The sequence below is a fragment of the Nocardiopsis dassonvillei genome (assembly GCF_964273065.1).
In the GTDB taxonomy this organism is placed as follows: domain Bacteria; phylum Actinomycetota; class Actinomycetes; order Streptosporangiales; family Streptosporangiaceae; genus Nocardiopsis; species Nocardiopsis dassonvillei_B.
On the sequence record NZ_OZ186815.1, the window covers coordinates 1,820,291 to 1,834,616 of the forward strand.

At 73.2% G+C, this 14,326-nt stretch carries 10 protein-coding genes; 3 read left to right on the forward strand and 7 right to left on the reverse strand.

Annotated features, from left to right (window positions below; genetic code table 11):
• From frc to ACSUPR_RS08210, 3 genes are all read right to left on the reverse strand, one after another.
• Positions 1-1,230: a formyl-CoA transferase gene (gene frc / locus ACSUPR_RS08200; RefSeq protein WP_436890533.1), complete on the reverse strand. Its 1,230-nt coding sequence runs from the start codon at positions 1,228-1,230 to the stop codon at positions 1-3.
• A gap of 14 nt (positions 1,231-1,244) precedes the next feature.
• Positions 1,245-2,936 (reverse strand): thiamine pyrophosphate-binding protein, encoded by a 1,692-nt coding sequence (locus tag ACSUPR_RS08205; protein WP_436890534.1) that lies wholly within the window; start codon positions 2,934-2,936, stop codon positions 1,245-1,247.
• Positions 2,937-3,021: 85 nt separating this feature from the next.
• Positions 3,022-4,383 carry an MFS transporter gene (locus ACSUPR_RS08210; protein ID WP_436890535.1) on the reverse strand — a complete coding sequence of 454 codons (1,362 nt, stop codon included), beginning with the start codon at positions 4,381-4,383 and terminating at the stop codon, positions 3,022-3,024.
• A gap of 124 nt (positions 4,384-4,507) precedes the next feature.
• On the opposite strand from ACSUPR_RS08210, the gene sucC reads away from it, so the two are divergent.
• From sucC to ACSUPR_RS08225, 3 genes are read left to right on the forward strand one after another with little or no spacing between them, the layout of a single operon-like run.
• Positions 4,508-5,677 (forward strand): ADP-forming succinate--CoA ligase subunit beta, encoded by a 1,170-nt coding sequence (gene sucC / locus ACSUPR_RS08215; RefSeq protein WP_436890536.1) that lies wholly within the window; start codon positions 4,508-4,510, stop codon positions 5,675-5,677.
• Between the two features lie 17 nt (positions 5,678-5,694).
• Positions 5,695-6,639 carry a succinate--CoA ligase subunit alpha gene (gene sucD, locus ACSUPR_RS08220; RefSeq protein ID WP_436890537.1) on the forward strand — a complete coding sequence of 315 codons (945 nt, stop codon included), beginning with the start codon at positions 5,695-5,697 and terminating at the stop codon, positions 6,637-6,639.
• A complete protein-coding gene (locus ACSUPR_RS08225) occupies positions 6,636-8,192 on the forward strand; it encodes an aldehyde dehydrogenase family protein (protein ID WP_436890538.1) in 1,557 nt (518 codons plus the stop codon). Before sucD ends, ACSUPR_RS08225 begins: the two co-directional genes overlap by 4 nt.
• 146 nt (positions 8,193-8,338) lie before the next feature.
• On the opposite strand, the gene fdhD is transcribed toward ACSUPR_RS08225, so the two are convergent.
• From fdhD to ACSUPR_RS08245, 4 genes are all read right to left on the reverse strand, one after another.
• Positions 8,339-9,220: a formate dehydrogenase accessory sulfurtransferase FdhD gene (fdhD, locus tag ACSUPR_RS08230; RefSeq protein WP_436890539.1), complete on the reverse strand. Its 882-nt coding sequence runs from the start codon at positions 9,218-9,220 to the stop codon at positions 8,339-8,341.
• A gap of 52 nt (positions 9,221-9,272) precedes the next feature.
• The gene (locus tag ACSUPR_RS08235) at positions 9,273-10,214 is read right to left on the reverse strand and encodes a 2Fe-2S iron-sulfur cluster-binding protein (RefSeq protein ID WP_436890540.1); all 942 of its coding nucleotides are present in this window, start codon (positions 10,212-10,214) and stop codon (positions 9,273-9,275) included.
• Positions 10,211-12,160: an NAD(P)H-dependent oxidoreductase subunit E gene (locus ACSUPR_RS08240; protein WP_436890541.1), complete on the reverse strand. Its 1,950-nt coding sequence runs from the start codon at positions 12,158-12,160 to the stop codon at positions 10,211-10,213. Before ACSUPR_RS08240 ends, ACSUPR_RS08235 begins: the two co-directional genes overlap by 4 nt.
• A gap of 178 nt (positions 12,161-12,338) precedes the next feature.
• On the reverse strand, positions 12,339-14,294 hold the full coding sequence (locus ACSUPR_RS08245) for a molybdopterin oxidoreductase family protein (protein ID WP_436890542.1): 1,956 nt from the start codon (positions 14,292-14,294) through the stop codon (positions 12,339-12,341).
• Positions 14,295-14,326 lie beyond the last annotated feature (32 nt).

Below are 14,326 nucleotides of genomic sequence, written 5' to 3' on the forward strand. Positions count from 1 at the left end.
TCAGATCACTCCGTTCGCTTCGAGTTCCGCCAGGTCCTCGGCGGACAGGCCCAGTTCCTCGCGGTAGACCTCGGTGTTGTGCTCGCCCAGCAGCGGTGAGCGGACCACGTCCACCGGGGACGCGGAGAGGCGGATCGGGGACCCCACCGTGGTGTACTCGCCCCGCTCGGGGTGGGGGACGCCGGTGACGATCCCGTGCTCGCGCAGGGCGGGGTCCTCGATGATCTCCCGGGTGGACAGGATGGGCCCGCACGGGATGTTGTGGGAGTTCAGCTCGGCCAGGACCTCCCACTTGGGCTTGGTCGAGGCCCACTCCTCGATGAGGGCGAACGCCTTGTCGAGCTTGTCCAGCCGGGCCTCGGGGGTGGACCACCCGGGGTCCTCGGCCAGTTCGGGGCGGCCGATGAGCCGGGCGATGGGCGCCCAGCCCACGGGCTGGATGATGACGTAGACGTAGTCGTTGGGTCCGCCGGGCGCGGTCCGCACCGCCCACCCGGGCTGTCCCCCGCCGGAGGCGTTGCCCGAGCGCGGCACCTCGTCCCCGAAGTCCTCGTTGGGGTACTCGGCGAGCGGACCGTGCGCGAGCCGCTGCTGGTCGCGCAGCTTGACCCGGCAGAGGTTGAGCACGGCGTCCTGCATGGCGACCTCGACCCGCTGCCCGAGGCCGGTCCGGGTGCGCTGGTAGAGCGCGGCGAGCACGCCCGCCACGGTGTGCACCCCCGTGCCGGAGTCGCCGATCTGCGCTCCGGTGGCCAGGGGCGGCCCGTCCTCGAACCCGGTGGTGCTCATGGAGCCGCCCATCGCCTGGGCGATCACCTCGTAGGCCTTGAAGTCGGCGTAGGCGCCGGCGCCGAACCCCTTGATCGAGGCGTAGACGAGGCGGGGGTTGACCTCGTGCAGGACCTCCCAGGTGAAGCCCATCCGGTCCAGGGCGCCCGGGGCGAAGTTCTCCACCAGCACGTCGCTGCGGCGCACCAGGTCGAAGAAGATCTCCCGGCCCCGGTCGGTCTTGGTGTTGAGCGTGATGCTGCGCTTGTTGGAGTTGAGCATCGTGAAGTAGAGGCTGTCCACGTCGGGGCGGTCGCGCAGCTGCCGCCGCGTGATGTCTCCGGAGGGGGCCTCCAGCTTGACCACGTCGGCTCCCATCCAGGCCAGGAGCTGGGTCGCCGAGGGGCCGGATTGGACGTGGGTCATGTCGAGTACGCGGACACCGTCGAGTGCCTTGGCCATGGCCTTCCTCCCGGCTACTTGTACATGGTCTGGTTCATGGTCCCCGGCGCGTAGGCGTCGGGGTCGATCCAGACGTTGATGAGTGAGGGCTTTCCGGACTCGCGCGCCCGCAGCAGGGCGGGGCCGATCTCCTCGGGGTCGCGGACCTCCTCGCCGTAGCCGCCGAGCATCCGGGCGAACTCCGAGTAGGGGACGTCGCCCAGGGTGTTGCCGATCTCGCCGCGGTCGGCCCCGTACTTGGCGATCTGCCCGTAGCGGATCTGGTTCATCGAGGAGTTGTTGCCGACGATGCCGACGAAGGGCAGGTCGAACCGGACGAGCGTCTCGAAGTCCCAGCCGGTGAGGCTGAAGGCGCCGTCGCCGAAGAGCGCGACGACCTCCTTGTCGGGCCGGGCGTACTTGGCGGCCATGACGAAGGGGATGCCGACGCCGAGGGTGCCCAGGGGCCCGGGGTCCATCCAGTGCCCCGGCGCCTTGGGCTGGACGACCTGTCCCGAGAACGTGACGATGTCGCCGCCGTCGCCGATGTAGATCGAGTCCTCGGTGAGGAAGTCGTTGATCTCCGACACCAGGCGGTAGGGGTGGATCGGGGAGGCGGAGGAGGAGAGCAGCGGGGCGCGCTTGTCCAGCGCCTTCTGCTCCTGGGCGCGCAGGTCCTCCAGCCACTCCTTGCGCCGGGCGGCGCCGTTGTCCCCGTAGCCGGAGGCCGCCTGGAGGACGGACGACAGGATCACGTCGGCGTCCCCGACGATCCCCAGGTCGATGTCGCGGTTCTTGCCGACGGTGGCGTAGTTGAGGTCGATCTGCACGACCGTGGCGTCGGGGGAGAGCCGCTTGCCGTAGCCCATCCGGAAGTCGAAGGGGGTGCCGACGATGATGATGAGGTCGGAGTTGGTGAAGGCGTACCGACGGGACAGCTGGAAGTGGTGCGGGTCGCCGGGGGGCAGGGTCCCGCGCCCGGCGCCGTTCATGTAGGCGGGCACGTTCAGGGCCCGTACCAGCTCGGTGGCCGACCGGGTCGCCCGGGTCGTCCAGACCTGGTTGCCCAGCAGGATGCTGGGGCGCTCGGAGCGGACCAGCAGGTCCGCCAGCCGCTCGACCGCCTCGGGGTCGCCGGCCTGGCGGGTGGAGGCGCGGTACTTCCCCTTGGCGGGGATGCGCGCCTGCTCCAGGGGCACCGAGGCGTCCAGGATGTCCCGGGGGATCTCCAGGAAGGCGGGCCCGGGCGCGCCGTTGCAGGCCTCGCGGAAGGCCATGGACACCATGTCCGCCACCCGCGCCGTGTGCGGGACGCTGGAGGCGAACTTGGAGATGGGGGCGATCATGTCCACGTGCGGCAGGTCCTGGAGGGACCCCATCTTGTGCTGGGAGAGAGCGCCCTGGCCACCGATGACCAGCATCGGGCTCTCCGCGCGGTAGGCGTTGGCGATGCCGGTGACCGCGTCGGTCGTGCCGGGCCCCGCGGTGACCACGGCACAGCCGGGCCTGCCCGTGACCCGCGCGTAGCCGTCGGCGGCGTGCGCCGCCACCTGTTCGTGGCGGACGTCGATGACGTCGATCCCCTCGTCCGCGCAGCCGTCGTAGATGTCGATGATGTGTCCGCCGCAGAGGGTGAAGATGACGTCCACGCCCTCCGCCTTGAGGGCCTTGGCCACCAGGTGTCCGCCGCTGATGGTCGTGGTGTCGTCGGTGTCGCCTCGGCTCATGGTCGGGCCGGTCCCTTCTCAGGGGGTCGAGCCCCCCGGCATCGAATACTGTATACCGAATGCAGTCCATTGGAACACGCGTCGCTCACGCTGTCCAGGGTCCCCCGCTCCCCGGAAGCGTCCGAACCGGCAGCGGCCGACGCAGGCAGGCCGCGACCAGGACCGCGGCCACCGCGGCGTGGAGCGCCATGAGGAGCCAGAACCCCCCGCCGCCGGTCGGCGCGGCCCACAGGACGGCGACCGCACAGCCGACCCCCAGCAGGCCGCCGACCGCCTTGGAGCTGTAGACCAGCCCCTGCACACCCGGCTCCGCCCGGGATCCGAAGTAGTCCTCCGAGAGCGAGCGGGCCAGCGGATAGCAGGCCCCCGTGCCCAGGCCGACCAGGGCCGCGGCGGGGACGGGCAGGGCGGCCGGGCCCGCGGGGACGGCCCAGGCGAGGCCGAACAGGCCCACGGCGGCGACCGTCATGGCCGCCCCCAGGACCCGCCTGCGGCCCCACCGCTCGGCCGCGAGTTCGGCACCGCACCGACCCAGACCGCTGACCAGGGCGAAGGCGCCCACGGCGGCGACCGCGGCCGCGGGTTCACGCCCGTGGCCCAGCAGCAGCGACGGCAGAGCGGCCACCGTGAACAGCGCGCAGGCCCCGGACAGGGTGGCGATCAGGTGCAGGGCGGGCAGGGCACCGCTCGCCCAGGCCTGGGCCACGGTCAGGTCGCGGTCGCTGGCCGCCTCCGCGCGGGGGCGCAGGGCGTGGTCGCGCGGGTCGGAGCCGGGGGGCCACCAGCGGGGCGGGGCACCGCGCTGGCCCCATCCGCCGACCAGGCCCAGCACGGCCGCCGCCAGGGCGGCGGCGGTGTGGGAGAGGACGGGCGGGGCGGTGGCGACCAGGGGGATCAGCGGCAGCGACCCCAGGGCGAACGCCCCGCCGACCGCCGCGGAGCGGATGACGCGCCGGTCGGGGAACCACCCGGCCACCAGGTCGGCGGCGGAGTGGTAGACGAGCCCGGCCCCGACTCCGCCCAGGACCCCGTACCCCAGGGCGGCCCACAGCGGGTCGGCGTGTCCGAGCGCGAGCGACCCGGCGGCGCAGAGCAGGGCCCCGGCGGGGATCGCGACCGACGGCGGGCAGGCGCCGCGGCCGCGCAGCCGGGACAGCAGCGGAGCCGTCCCGCCCTGGAGGAGGACCCACAGGACGAAGGGCGCGAGCATCACCGCCGGATCGAGGCCGTGGGCCCGGGCCAGTTCCGGGACGGCGGCGCCGTACCCGAACTGGCCGACCCCGACGGCGGCGACCGCCAGCAGGACGCGGAAGAGGACGAGGGGGCGGGGCGCGCCGGTCAGGGAGCGGCAGGAGGGGCCGACGGCGTGGTCCCGGCCGTGCCAGTCGCGCACCTCCGCGGTGGGAAGGGGCCCGGGGGCGGGCTCCGGAGGGTTTCGGGGGGACATGTTCCACCTCCTGTATACAGTATTCCAGATCACATTGACATCGGGAAGTCCTTTGGTTTTTGGATATTGCATACAGTATGTGCGCGGTCTACAGTGACGGGGAGCACACGGTTCGAGGAGGATCATGGATCTCTACGAATACGAGGCCAAGCAGCTGTTCGGCGAATACGGCGTACCCCTCGTCGCCGGCGAGATCGCCGACACCCCCGCCCGGGCACACGCCCTCGCCTCCCGCTTCGGCCGCCCGGTGGTGGTGAAGGCCCAGGTCAAGACCGGTGGCCGCGGCAAGGCCGGCGGTGTGAAGGTCGCCGAGGGCCCGGAGGACGCCCGGGCCGAGGCCGAGCGGATCCTCGGCATGGACATCAAGGGCCACACGGTCCACCGTGTCCTGGTCGAGGAGGCGTCCGACATCGCGGAGGAGTACTACTTCTCCTTCCTGCTGGACCGGGCCGAGCGCGGCTTCCTCTCGATCTGCTCCGCCCGGGGCGGCATGGAGATCGAGGAGGTCGCCGAGACGGACCCCGGCGCGGTGGTGCGCACACCGGTGGGTCCCCCGGGGGTGACGACGGCGCAGGCCCTGGACATCTGCCGGGCCGCCGGAATACCCGAGCACGCCCGCGATGCCGTCGCGACGGCGATCCGCCGCCTGTGGGACGTCACCGTCGGCGAGGACGCCACGCTCGTCGAGGTCAACCCGCTCGTCCTCACCAGGGACGGCCGCGTCGTCGCCCTGGACGGCAAGGTCACCCTGGACGGGAACGCCCTGTTCCGGCACCCGGAGCGCCGGGGCTTCGCCGACGCGCACGGCACCGACGGGCTCGAGGCCAGGGCCGCGGCCAAGGGCCTCAACTACGTCAAGCTCGACGGTGAGGTCGGCATCATCGGCAACGGCGCGGGCCTGGTCATGTCCACCCTGGACGTGGTCGCCTACGCCGGCGAGGAGCACGGCGGCGTCAAGCCCGCCAACTTCCTCGACATCGGCGGCGGCGCCTCGGCCGAGGTCATGGCCAACGGCCTGGAGATCATCCTGGGCGACCCCTCGGTCAAGAGCGTGTTCGTCAACGTCTTCGGCGGCATCACCGCCTGCGACGCCGTGGCCAACGGCATCGTCCAGGCCCTGGAACTGCTCGAGGGCCGCGGCGAGGACGTCTCCAAGCCGCTCGTCGTCCGCCTGGACGGCAACAACGCCGAGCTGGGCCGGCGGATCCTCACCGATCGCGCCCACCCGGCCGTGCGACAGGTCGACACGATGGACGGCGCCGCCGCGCAGGCCGCCGAGCTCGCGGCGAAGTAGAGGGAGCAACACGAACCATGGCCATCTTCCTCACCAAGGACAGCAAGGTCCTCGTCCAGGGCATGACCGGCTCGGAGGGCACCAAGCACACCCGCCGCATGCTCGCCTCGGGCACCAACATCGTGGGCGGCGTCAACCCGCGCAAGGCCGGCCAGACGGTCGACTTCGACGGCACCGGGGTGCCGGTGTTCGGTTCGGTGGCCGAGGGCATCGACAAGACCGGCGCCGACGTCACCGTCATCTTCGTGCCGCCCCGGTTCACCAAGGACGCGGTGATCGAGGCCATCGACGCCTCGATCGGCCTGGCCGTGGTGATCACCGAGGGCGTGCCGGTGCACGACACCGCCGCGTTCTGGTCCTACGCCCAGAGCAAGGGCAACGCGACCCGGATCATCGGCCCGAACTGCCCGGGCCTGATCACGCCGGGCCAGTCCAACGCGGGCATCATCCCGGCCACGATCACCAAGCCGGGCCGGATCGGGCTGGTGTCCAAGTCCGGGACGCTGACCTACCAGATGATGTACGAGCTGGCCGACATCGGGTTCTCCTCGGCGGTGGGCATCGGCGGGGACCCGATCATCGGGACCACGCACATCGACGCGCTGGCGGCGTTCGAGGCCGACCCCGACACCGACGTGATCGTGATGATCGGTGAGATCGGCGGGGACGCCGAGGAGCGGGCGGCGGCGTTCATCCGGGAGAACGTGTCCAAGCCCGTGGTGGGCTACGTGGCGGGTTTCACCGCTCCGGAGGGCAAGACCATGGGCCACGCGGGCGCCATCGTCTCGGGCTCCTCCGGGACGGCCGCCGCGAAGAAGGAGGCGTTGGAGGCCGCCGGCGTCAAGGTCGGCAAGACCCCCAGCGAAACCGCCGAGCTGGTCCGTGCCCTGGTGGCCGCGACCGCCCCCCGCTCCCGGAAGGAGGAGGGCGCGTCCACCGGGGCGGTGCCCGCACAACCGTGAACCTCATCGTCGACCCGGCCCTGAGCCGGGACACCCTGTACTCCCGCTGCCGCGCCGTCGCCCCCGAGGCGTTCGGCGAGCAGCGGACCCGCAACCACTGGGGCGGGCGGTGGCGCGACGACGGCGCTCCGCGCCCCTTCTTCTCCCCCGTCGACGGCGGCGCCTGCGCCGCCGCCCCCATGCTCGACGGCCCCGCCGCAGCGCACGCCGTGGCCGCCGCCGTGGCGGAGCACCGGCGGTGGAGCCGGGTCCCCCTGGACGAGCGCCGCGCCCGCGTCACGGCCGCCCTCGGGGCGTGGCGGGAGCACCGGGAGCTGCTGGCCCTGGCCCTGGTGTGGGAGATCGGCAAGCCCTGGCGGCTCGCCCTCCAGGACGTGGACCGGGCCGTCTCCGGAGTGGAGTGGTACGTCGGGGAGATCGGGCGGATGACCGAAGGCCGCGCCCCGCTGGACGGCCCGGTCAGCAACATCGCCAGCTGGAACTACCCCATGAGCGTGCTGGCGCACGCGATGTGCGTCCAGGCCCTGGCCGGGAACGCCGTCATCGCCAAGACGCCCACCGACGGCGGACTGGTGTGCCTGACCCTGGCGACCGCCCTGGCCGTCCGGGAGGGCCTGCCCTTCACCCTGGTGAGCGGCTCGGGCCGGAGCCTGTCCCCCGCCCTGGTGCGCGGCCCGGAGATCGGCTGCGTCTCCTTCGTCGGCGGCCGGGACACCGGCGGCCGTGTCGCCGCCGACCTGGCCGACCTGGACCGCCCGCACATCCTGGAACAGGAGGGGCTCAACTGCTGGGGTGTGTGGGAGTACTCGGACTGGGAGACGCTCTCGGGGCAGATCCGCCGCACCTTCGACTACGCCAAGCAGCGCTGCACCGCCTACCCGCGCTTCGTCGTCCAGCGCGACCGGTTCTCCGACTTCCTCGCCGCGTACCTGGCCGCGGTGTCCTCCGTGCGCTTCGGGCACCCCCTGGCGGTGGAGTCGCCGGGCGACCCGCTCCCCGAGCTGGACTTCGGCCCCCTCATCGGCGCCGCCAAGGCCGAGGAGCTGGACGCGCAGGTGGACGAGGCGATCCGGGGCGGCGCGGTGCCCCTGTACCGGGGCTCCACGGCCGACGCCCTGCTGGTCCCCGGCCAGGACGCCGGGGCCTACATGGCGCCCGTGGCGCTGCTGGACCCGCCGCGCTCCTCGCCGCTCTTCCACGCCGAGCCCTTCGGCCCGGTCGACACGATCGTGCCGGTGGACACCGAGGCCGAACTGCTGGCCGCGCTCAACGTCAGCAACGGCGCCCTGGTGGCCACGCTGTCGTGCGACGACACCGGTACCGCCGAGCGGCTCGCGGCCGAGGTGCGCGCCTTCAAGGTCGGGATCAACCGTCCGCGGTCGCGCGGGGACCGGGAGGAGCTCTTCGGCGGCTGGGGCCGGTCCTGGCGGGGCGCGTTCGTCGGCGGGGAGCTGCTGGTGCGCGCGGTCACCCGGGGCCCGGAGGGCGAGCGCCTCCCCGGCAACTTCCCGCGCCGCACCCTGCACCCCGAGGAGGAACTCGCGGGGAGGTGATCCCCGCGCCCGGTCCGTGCCCCCGCGGCGCCACGCGAGGGGCGCGGACCGGCCGATCGCCCGTCGGCGCAGGCGCCGGCGGGCGATCGGAACGTTGTCGGGCCCGGTCCGTGCGGGGGGCTGGAAGGCACGGTCCGGACCCGCGTCTACGGCTTCGGACCGCCGGATCCCCCCGGGGCCGTCAAAGGCGCGATCAACACCTCATCCAGGAGGATCCGTTGCCGCCCGGCGTAGACGTTCATGGAGGAGCCCCTCAGGAACCCGACGAGGGTCATCCCCGCCTCGGCGGCCAGGTCGACCGCGAGGGAGGACGGGGCGGAGACGGCGGCGAGCACCGGGATGCCCGCCATCCAGGCCTTCTGCACCAGCTCGAAGGAGGCGCGGCCCGAGACCATCAGGATGTGCCCGCGCAGGGGCACGAGGTTCTCGCGCAGGGCCCAGCCGACGACCTTGTCGACGGCGTTGTGCCGGCCCACGTCCTCGCGCAGCACGACGAGTTCGCCCTCGGCCGTGAACAGGCCGGCCGCGTGCAGTCCGCCGGTGCGGTCGAAGACCCGCTGGGCGCGGCGCAGCCGGTCGGGCAGCTCCACCAGGGTGGCGACCGCGACCCGGGCCCCGTCCCCGGCCACCGACCAGGCGGCCTGGGTGCGCACCGCGTCCAGGCTGGCCTTGCCGCACAGTCCGCAGGAGGACGTGGTGTAGAAGTTGCGCTCCAGGGAGGTGTCGGGGGCGGGGACGTGGGCGGCCAGGGTCACGTCGAGGACGTTGTAGGTGTTGGAGCCGTCCTCGGTGGCCCCGGCGCAGTAGCGGATCGCCAGCAGGTCGTCCGCGCCGCGGACCACCCCCTCGCCCACCAGGAACCCGGCGGCCAGGTCGAAGTCGTGTCCGGGCGTGCGCATCGTCACGGTGAGCGGGTCGCCGTCGATACGGACCTCCAGGGGCTCCTCGGCGACGAGCGTGTCGACGCGCTCGCTCGGTACGCCCTCCCTGATGCGCAGAACCCGCTCCCGGGTGGTCACACGTCCCATGGCGCCCTCGACTCCTTTCGCCGGGTTCCCGCAGACCGCTTCCGCATCCGACTCAGCCGTCCCCTCGCTGCTGGACGTGCTGGAAGCCGAACCGCCCCTTGACGCAGAGGTTGCCGTGGGTCACCGGGTTGTCGTGCGGGGAGGTGACCTTCACGATGTCGTTGTCCTGTACGTGCAGCGTCACGTTACAGCCAACGCCGCAGTAGGTACATACCGTGGTCGTCCGGGTCTGGCGCTCCTCGTCCCAGGTGCCCTCCCGCCGCATCTCGAACTCCGTGGTGAAGGACAGCGCGCCGGTGGGGCAGACCTCGACGCAGTTGCCGCAGTACACGCAGGCCGAGTCCGGCAGGGCCACGTCGTGCTCGGTGGAGATCCTGGCGTCGAACCCGCGGCCGGCCACGCCGATCGCGAAGGTGTTCTGCCACTGGTCCCCGCAGGCGTCGACGCACTTGTAGCAGGTGATGCACTTGGAGTAGTCCCGGACGTACAGGTCGTTGTCGATCTTGGCGGGCTGCTCGACGGTGGCCGCCGCGGACCCGTCCCCCGCCTCGTGCGCGCCCGCGTGGCGGGCGTCGCGCGCGCCCAGCGGGGCGGGTTCGGCACGCGGTCCGAACCGCTCCGGGTCGGCGCCGTAGCGCTCCGACCACTCCGGCACGCCGGGCGTGGTGGACAGGTCCACCGAGGAGGCCAGGAGTTCCAGGACCAGCTTGCGGCTGTGCCGCACGCGCTCGGAGTCGGTGGCCACGCCCATCCCCGGCTCCAGGACCCGGGAGCAGGCCGGGGCCAGGGTCCGGGCGCCCTCGATCTCCACGACGCACACCCGGCAGGCGTTGCGCGGGGTGAGGGTGTCGCCGTAGCAGAGGGTGGGGATCTCCTCCCCGAGTTCGGCGCAGGCCTGGAGGATGGTGGTCCCCTCGGGGACCCGGACCTCCCGGCCGTCGATGGTCGCGTCGATGAGGCGGCGGGGCGGGGCGAGCCGTACGGGAATCGTCATCGGTCCTCCTGGGTGGCGGTCGTGGCGGCGGCCGTCTCCGGGAAGAGGCCGAGTCGGTCGATGGCGGACTCCACCGCGTTCCAGGCGGTCTGTCCGAGGCCGCAGATGGACGCGTCGCGCATCGCGCGGCCGACCTCCCGCAGCAGCGGCACCTCGGTCTCCGGGGGCGCGCCCCGGGTGAGCCTGATCAGCGACTCCTCCTGGCGCACGGTGCCGACCCGGCAGGGGACGCACTGCCCGCAGGACTCGTCGCGGAAGAACGCGGCCACCCGCACCAGGGTCGCGGGCAGGTCGCAGGTGTCGTCCAGGACGAGCACCACGCCCGAGCCGAGGGTGGCGCCGGCCTCCCTGGCACCCTCGAACGTCAGGGGGATGTCCGTCTCGTCCCCCCGGACGAAGGCGCCGGCGGCGCCGCCCAGGAGCACGGCCCGCACGGTCCGGCCCTCGTGCGGGCCCCCGGCGGCCTCGATGAGGTCGCCGAGGGTGGCCCCGAAGGGCAGCTCGTACAGGCCCGGGCGGCGCACCGCGCCCGAGAGGCAGAACAGCTTGGTGCCGGTGGAGGCGCCGGTACCGACGCGGGCGTAGGCGGGACCGCCCCCCAGGAGGATCGGCAGGACGTTGACCAGGGTCTCGACGTTGTTGACGGTGGTCGGTTTGCCGAACAGCCCCTTCTCCACGGGGAAGGGCGGCTTGGTGCGCGGCTCCCCCCGCAGGCCTTCGATGGAGCCGAAGATCGCGGTCTCCTCACCGCATATGTAGGCGCCCGCGCCGCGGCGGATCTCGATGTCGAAGGACTGTCCCGAGCCCATGATGTCGTCGCCGAGCAGCCCCCTGCCGCGGGCCGTCGCGATGGCGTTCTCCATGTGGCCCAGGGCCCGGGGGTACTCGCCGCGGATGTAGAGGTAGCCCAGGCGGGCGCCCACCGCCAGTCCGGCGATGGTCATCGCCTCGACGAGGGAGTAGGGGTCCCCCTCCATGATGACCCGGTCCTTGAAGGTGCCCGGTTCGCTCTCGTCGGCGTTGCAGACCAGGTAGTGGGGGGTGTCGGGCTGCTCCGCCGTGGCCCGCCACTTGCGCCCGGTCGGGAAGGCGGCGCCGCCCCGGCCGACGAGCCCGGAGTCGGCCACCTCGCGGACGACCCCGGCGGGCCCCAGCTCCAGGGCCCGGCGCAGGGCGCTGTAGCCGCCCTCGGCGCGGTAGTCGTCGAGGCTGAGCGGGTCGACGCGGCCGATCCGCCGGAGCAGGACGTGCCGGGGGTCCCCGGCGTCGGGGACCGCGGCGGCCGGCGGCGGCTCGGGATGGGCCCCGGACGGGGGGAGCGCGGAGAAGGTCGTGGCCGCCGCCCCGTGCTCCCCGTTCTCCGACGGCTCCGCCTCCGGGGGGCCGGGTGCGGTGAGGGCGTCGAGGGCGGCCGCGTCCGCGGGGGCGGCCAGCGCGTAGCGGGGAGGCGCGCCCGCCTCCAGGGCCAGGGCGGCGGGGGCCCGCTCGCACACGCCCAGGCAGGGGCTCTCGTGCCAGGCCGCGTCCCCGGTCCCCTCTCCCGGAGGTCCCAGGCGCTCGGTGAGCCGCTCGCGCAGCCCGGCGGCCCCCGAGGCGGCGCAGGCTATGTCGGTGCACAGGTGGACGACCCGGCGGGGCCGCTCGTGCAGGGCGAACATGGCGTAGAAGGTGGCCACGGCGTAGGCCTCCGCCGGGGGCACGGTCAGCCTGCGGCAGATGTGGCCCAGGGCGCCCCGGCTGATCCAGCCGACCCGGTCGTTGACCGCGTGGAGTGCGGGCAGCAGCAGGTCCCGTCGCTCGCGCGCCCGGTGCCCGCCGCTGGCGGAGCGCAGGTCCTCGTCGGTGCGTGCGCCTCCGTCCCAGGAGGACTCCGGAGGGCCCAGGAGCGCCTCGATCGCTTCGCGCTCGGCCGCGGTGGGGGGTTCGTCCAGGATCCGCAGGTCCACGCTCGATCACCTCGTCTCACTGTGTGACAGCTCACAGTATTCTGTATACAAAGAACGGTAGGATGCGATCGGGATTTCGGCAACCCTCCTCATCACCCGAATTCCCCCGGTCCCCGCGGGGACCGGACCGGGCCGCCTCCGTCCAGGGGCTGGGGAGGCGGCCCGGCGGGCGGGCCGGTCAGGCCGGGGCCGCGGCCGCCTCGGCGGACCGCCCGCCGTCGGCGGCCCCCACCCGCTCGATCCGCACCGCGGCGGCCTTGTACTCCGCCGTGCCGGCCACCGGGTCGGTGGCGTCGATCGTCAGCAGCTGGGTGTCCACCTGGTCCGGGAAGTGGAAGGTCATGAACACCAGCCCGGGACGCATCGCCTCGGTGATCGAGACCGGCACCAGGACCGAGCCCCGCCGGGAGGTGACGCGCACCGTCTCCCCGTCCCGGACGCCGAGCTTGTCGGCGTCCTCCGGCGACAGGTCGAGCAGCTCGCCCCGGCGCAGCGGCGAGCTGAAACCCCCGCTCTGCACCCCGGTGTTGTAGTCGTCCAGGCGGCGGCCGGTGGTGAGCCTGAAGGGGAAGTCCTCGTCCAGCAGGTCCACCGGCGGGGAGTGCCCCACCAGCCCGAACGGGGCGGGCTCGCCCCGCTCCCGCGGGTCCTCCGACCACAGCCGGGCGTGCAGGTAGGACGGCTCCAGCGTCTCCTCCGAGTAGCAGGGCCACTGGATGCCCTGGTTCTCGGCCAGCCGCGCGTACGACATGCCGCGGTGCATCGGGGACAGGGAGCGCACCTCGTCCCAGATCTCCTCGGCCTCGGGCCGCCGCCAGGGGACGCCCATCCGGTCGGCGATGTCGCACATGATCTCGATGTCGTCGCGCGCGCCCGGCGGCGGGTCCAGCGCCTTGCGCACGAGCTGGACCCGGCGCTCGCTGTTGGTGAAGGTGCCGTCCGACTCGCACCAGGAGGCGCTCGCGGGCAGGACCACGTCCGCCTGCTCCGCGGTGCGGGTCAGGAAGATGTCCTGGACGACGAGGTGGTCCAGGGCGTGCAGGCGGCGCAGGGTCTTGTGCGTCTCCGGCTCGGACTGGACCGGGTTCTCGCCGATGACGTAGAGCGCCTTGAGCTCCCCCTCGTCCATCGCCTCGAACATCTGCGTCAGGGTCAGCCCCCTGCGCCCCTGGATCGGCCTCCCCCAGGCCTCCTCGAAGCGGGCCCGCACACCGGGGTCCAGGATGTCCTGGAACCCGGCCAGCCGGTCGGGGATCGCCCCCATGTCCCCGCCGCCCTGCACGTTGTTCTGCCCGCGCAGCGGGTTGAGGCCCGAGCCGTGGCGCCCCACGTGGCCGGTGAGCAGGGACAGGTTGATCAGCGCCCGGACGTTGTCGGTGGCGTTGTGGTGCTCGGTGATGCCCAGGGTCCAGCACAGCTGGGCCCGCTCGGCCCGGGCGTAGGCGTGCGCGAGCTCGCGGACCGCCTCGGCGGGGACCCCGGTCTCCGCCTCGGCCGCGCTGAGCGTCCACGGCTCGACCAGGGCGAGGTAGTCGTCGAACCCGGAGGTCGCCCGGCGCACGAAGGTCTCGTTGACCAGCCCGGCGTGCACGATCTCGCGGCCGATGGCGTGGGCGAGCGGGATGTCGGTCCCCACGTTCAGGCCGAGCCACCGGTCGGCCCACTCCGCGGTGGCGGTCCGCCGCGGGTCCACCACATAGAGGCGGGCACCGCGCCGCACCCCCCTGAGCACGTGCTGGAAGAAGATCGGGTGGGCGAACCGGGGGTTGCCGCCCCAGATGACGATGAGGTCGGTGTCCTCGATCTCGGCGTAGGAGGAGGTCCCTCCCCCGGAGCCGAAGGCCGCGGCCAGTCCCGCCACGCTGGGGGCGTGGCAGGTGCGGTTGCAGGAGTCGACGTTGTTCGTGCCGATGACGACGCGGGTGAACTTCTGCGCCATGAAGTTCATCTCGTTGGTGGCGCGGGCGCAGGAGAGCATCCCGAAGGAGTCGGGGCCGTGCCGGTCCACACTGCGGCGGAACCCGGCGGCGGCCCGGTCGAGCGCCTCGTCCCAGGACGCGGGGCGCAGCGCGCCCCCCTCCCGGACCAGGGGTCGGGTGAGTCGTTGGTGGGGGACGGTCTCGTTCGTTCTCATGGAGCCTCGCTCGGTGGTCGTCCCGGTCGGGG

Bases quoted from the DNA above. Each gene is read 5' to 3' on its own strand.
- frc (WP_436890533.1), bottom strand. From the start codon at position 1,230: ATGGCCAAGGCACTCGACGGTGTCCGCGTACTCGACATGACCCACGTC.
- ACSUPR_RS08205 (WP_436890534.1), bottom strand. From the start codon at position 2,936: ATGAGCCGAGGCGACACCGACGACACCACGACCATCAGCGGCGGACAC.
- ACSUPR_RS08210 (WP_436890535.1), bottom strand. From the start codon at position 4,383: ATGTCCCCCCGAAACCCTCCGGAGCCCGCCCCCGGGCCCCTTCCCACC.
- sucC (WP_436890536.1), top strand. From the start codon at position 4,508: ATGGATCTCTACGAATACGAGGCCAAGCAGCTGTTCGGCGAATACGGC.
- sucD (WP_436890537.1), top strand. From the start codon at position 5,695: ATGGCCATCTTCCTCACCAAGGACAGCAAGGTCCTCGTCCAGGGCATG.
- fdhD (WP_436890539.1), bottom strand. From the start codon at position 9,220: ATGGGACGTGTGACCACCCGGGAGCGGGTTCTGCGCATCAGGGAGGGC.
- ACSUPR_RS08235 (WP_436890540.1), bottom strand. From the start codon at position 10,214: ATGACGATTCCCGTACGGCTCGCCCCGCCCCGCCGCCTCATCGACGCG.
- ACSUPR_RS08245 (WP_436890542.1), bottom strand. From the start codon at position 14,294: ATGAGAACGAACGAGACCGTCCCCCACCAACGACTCACCCGACCCCTG.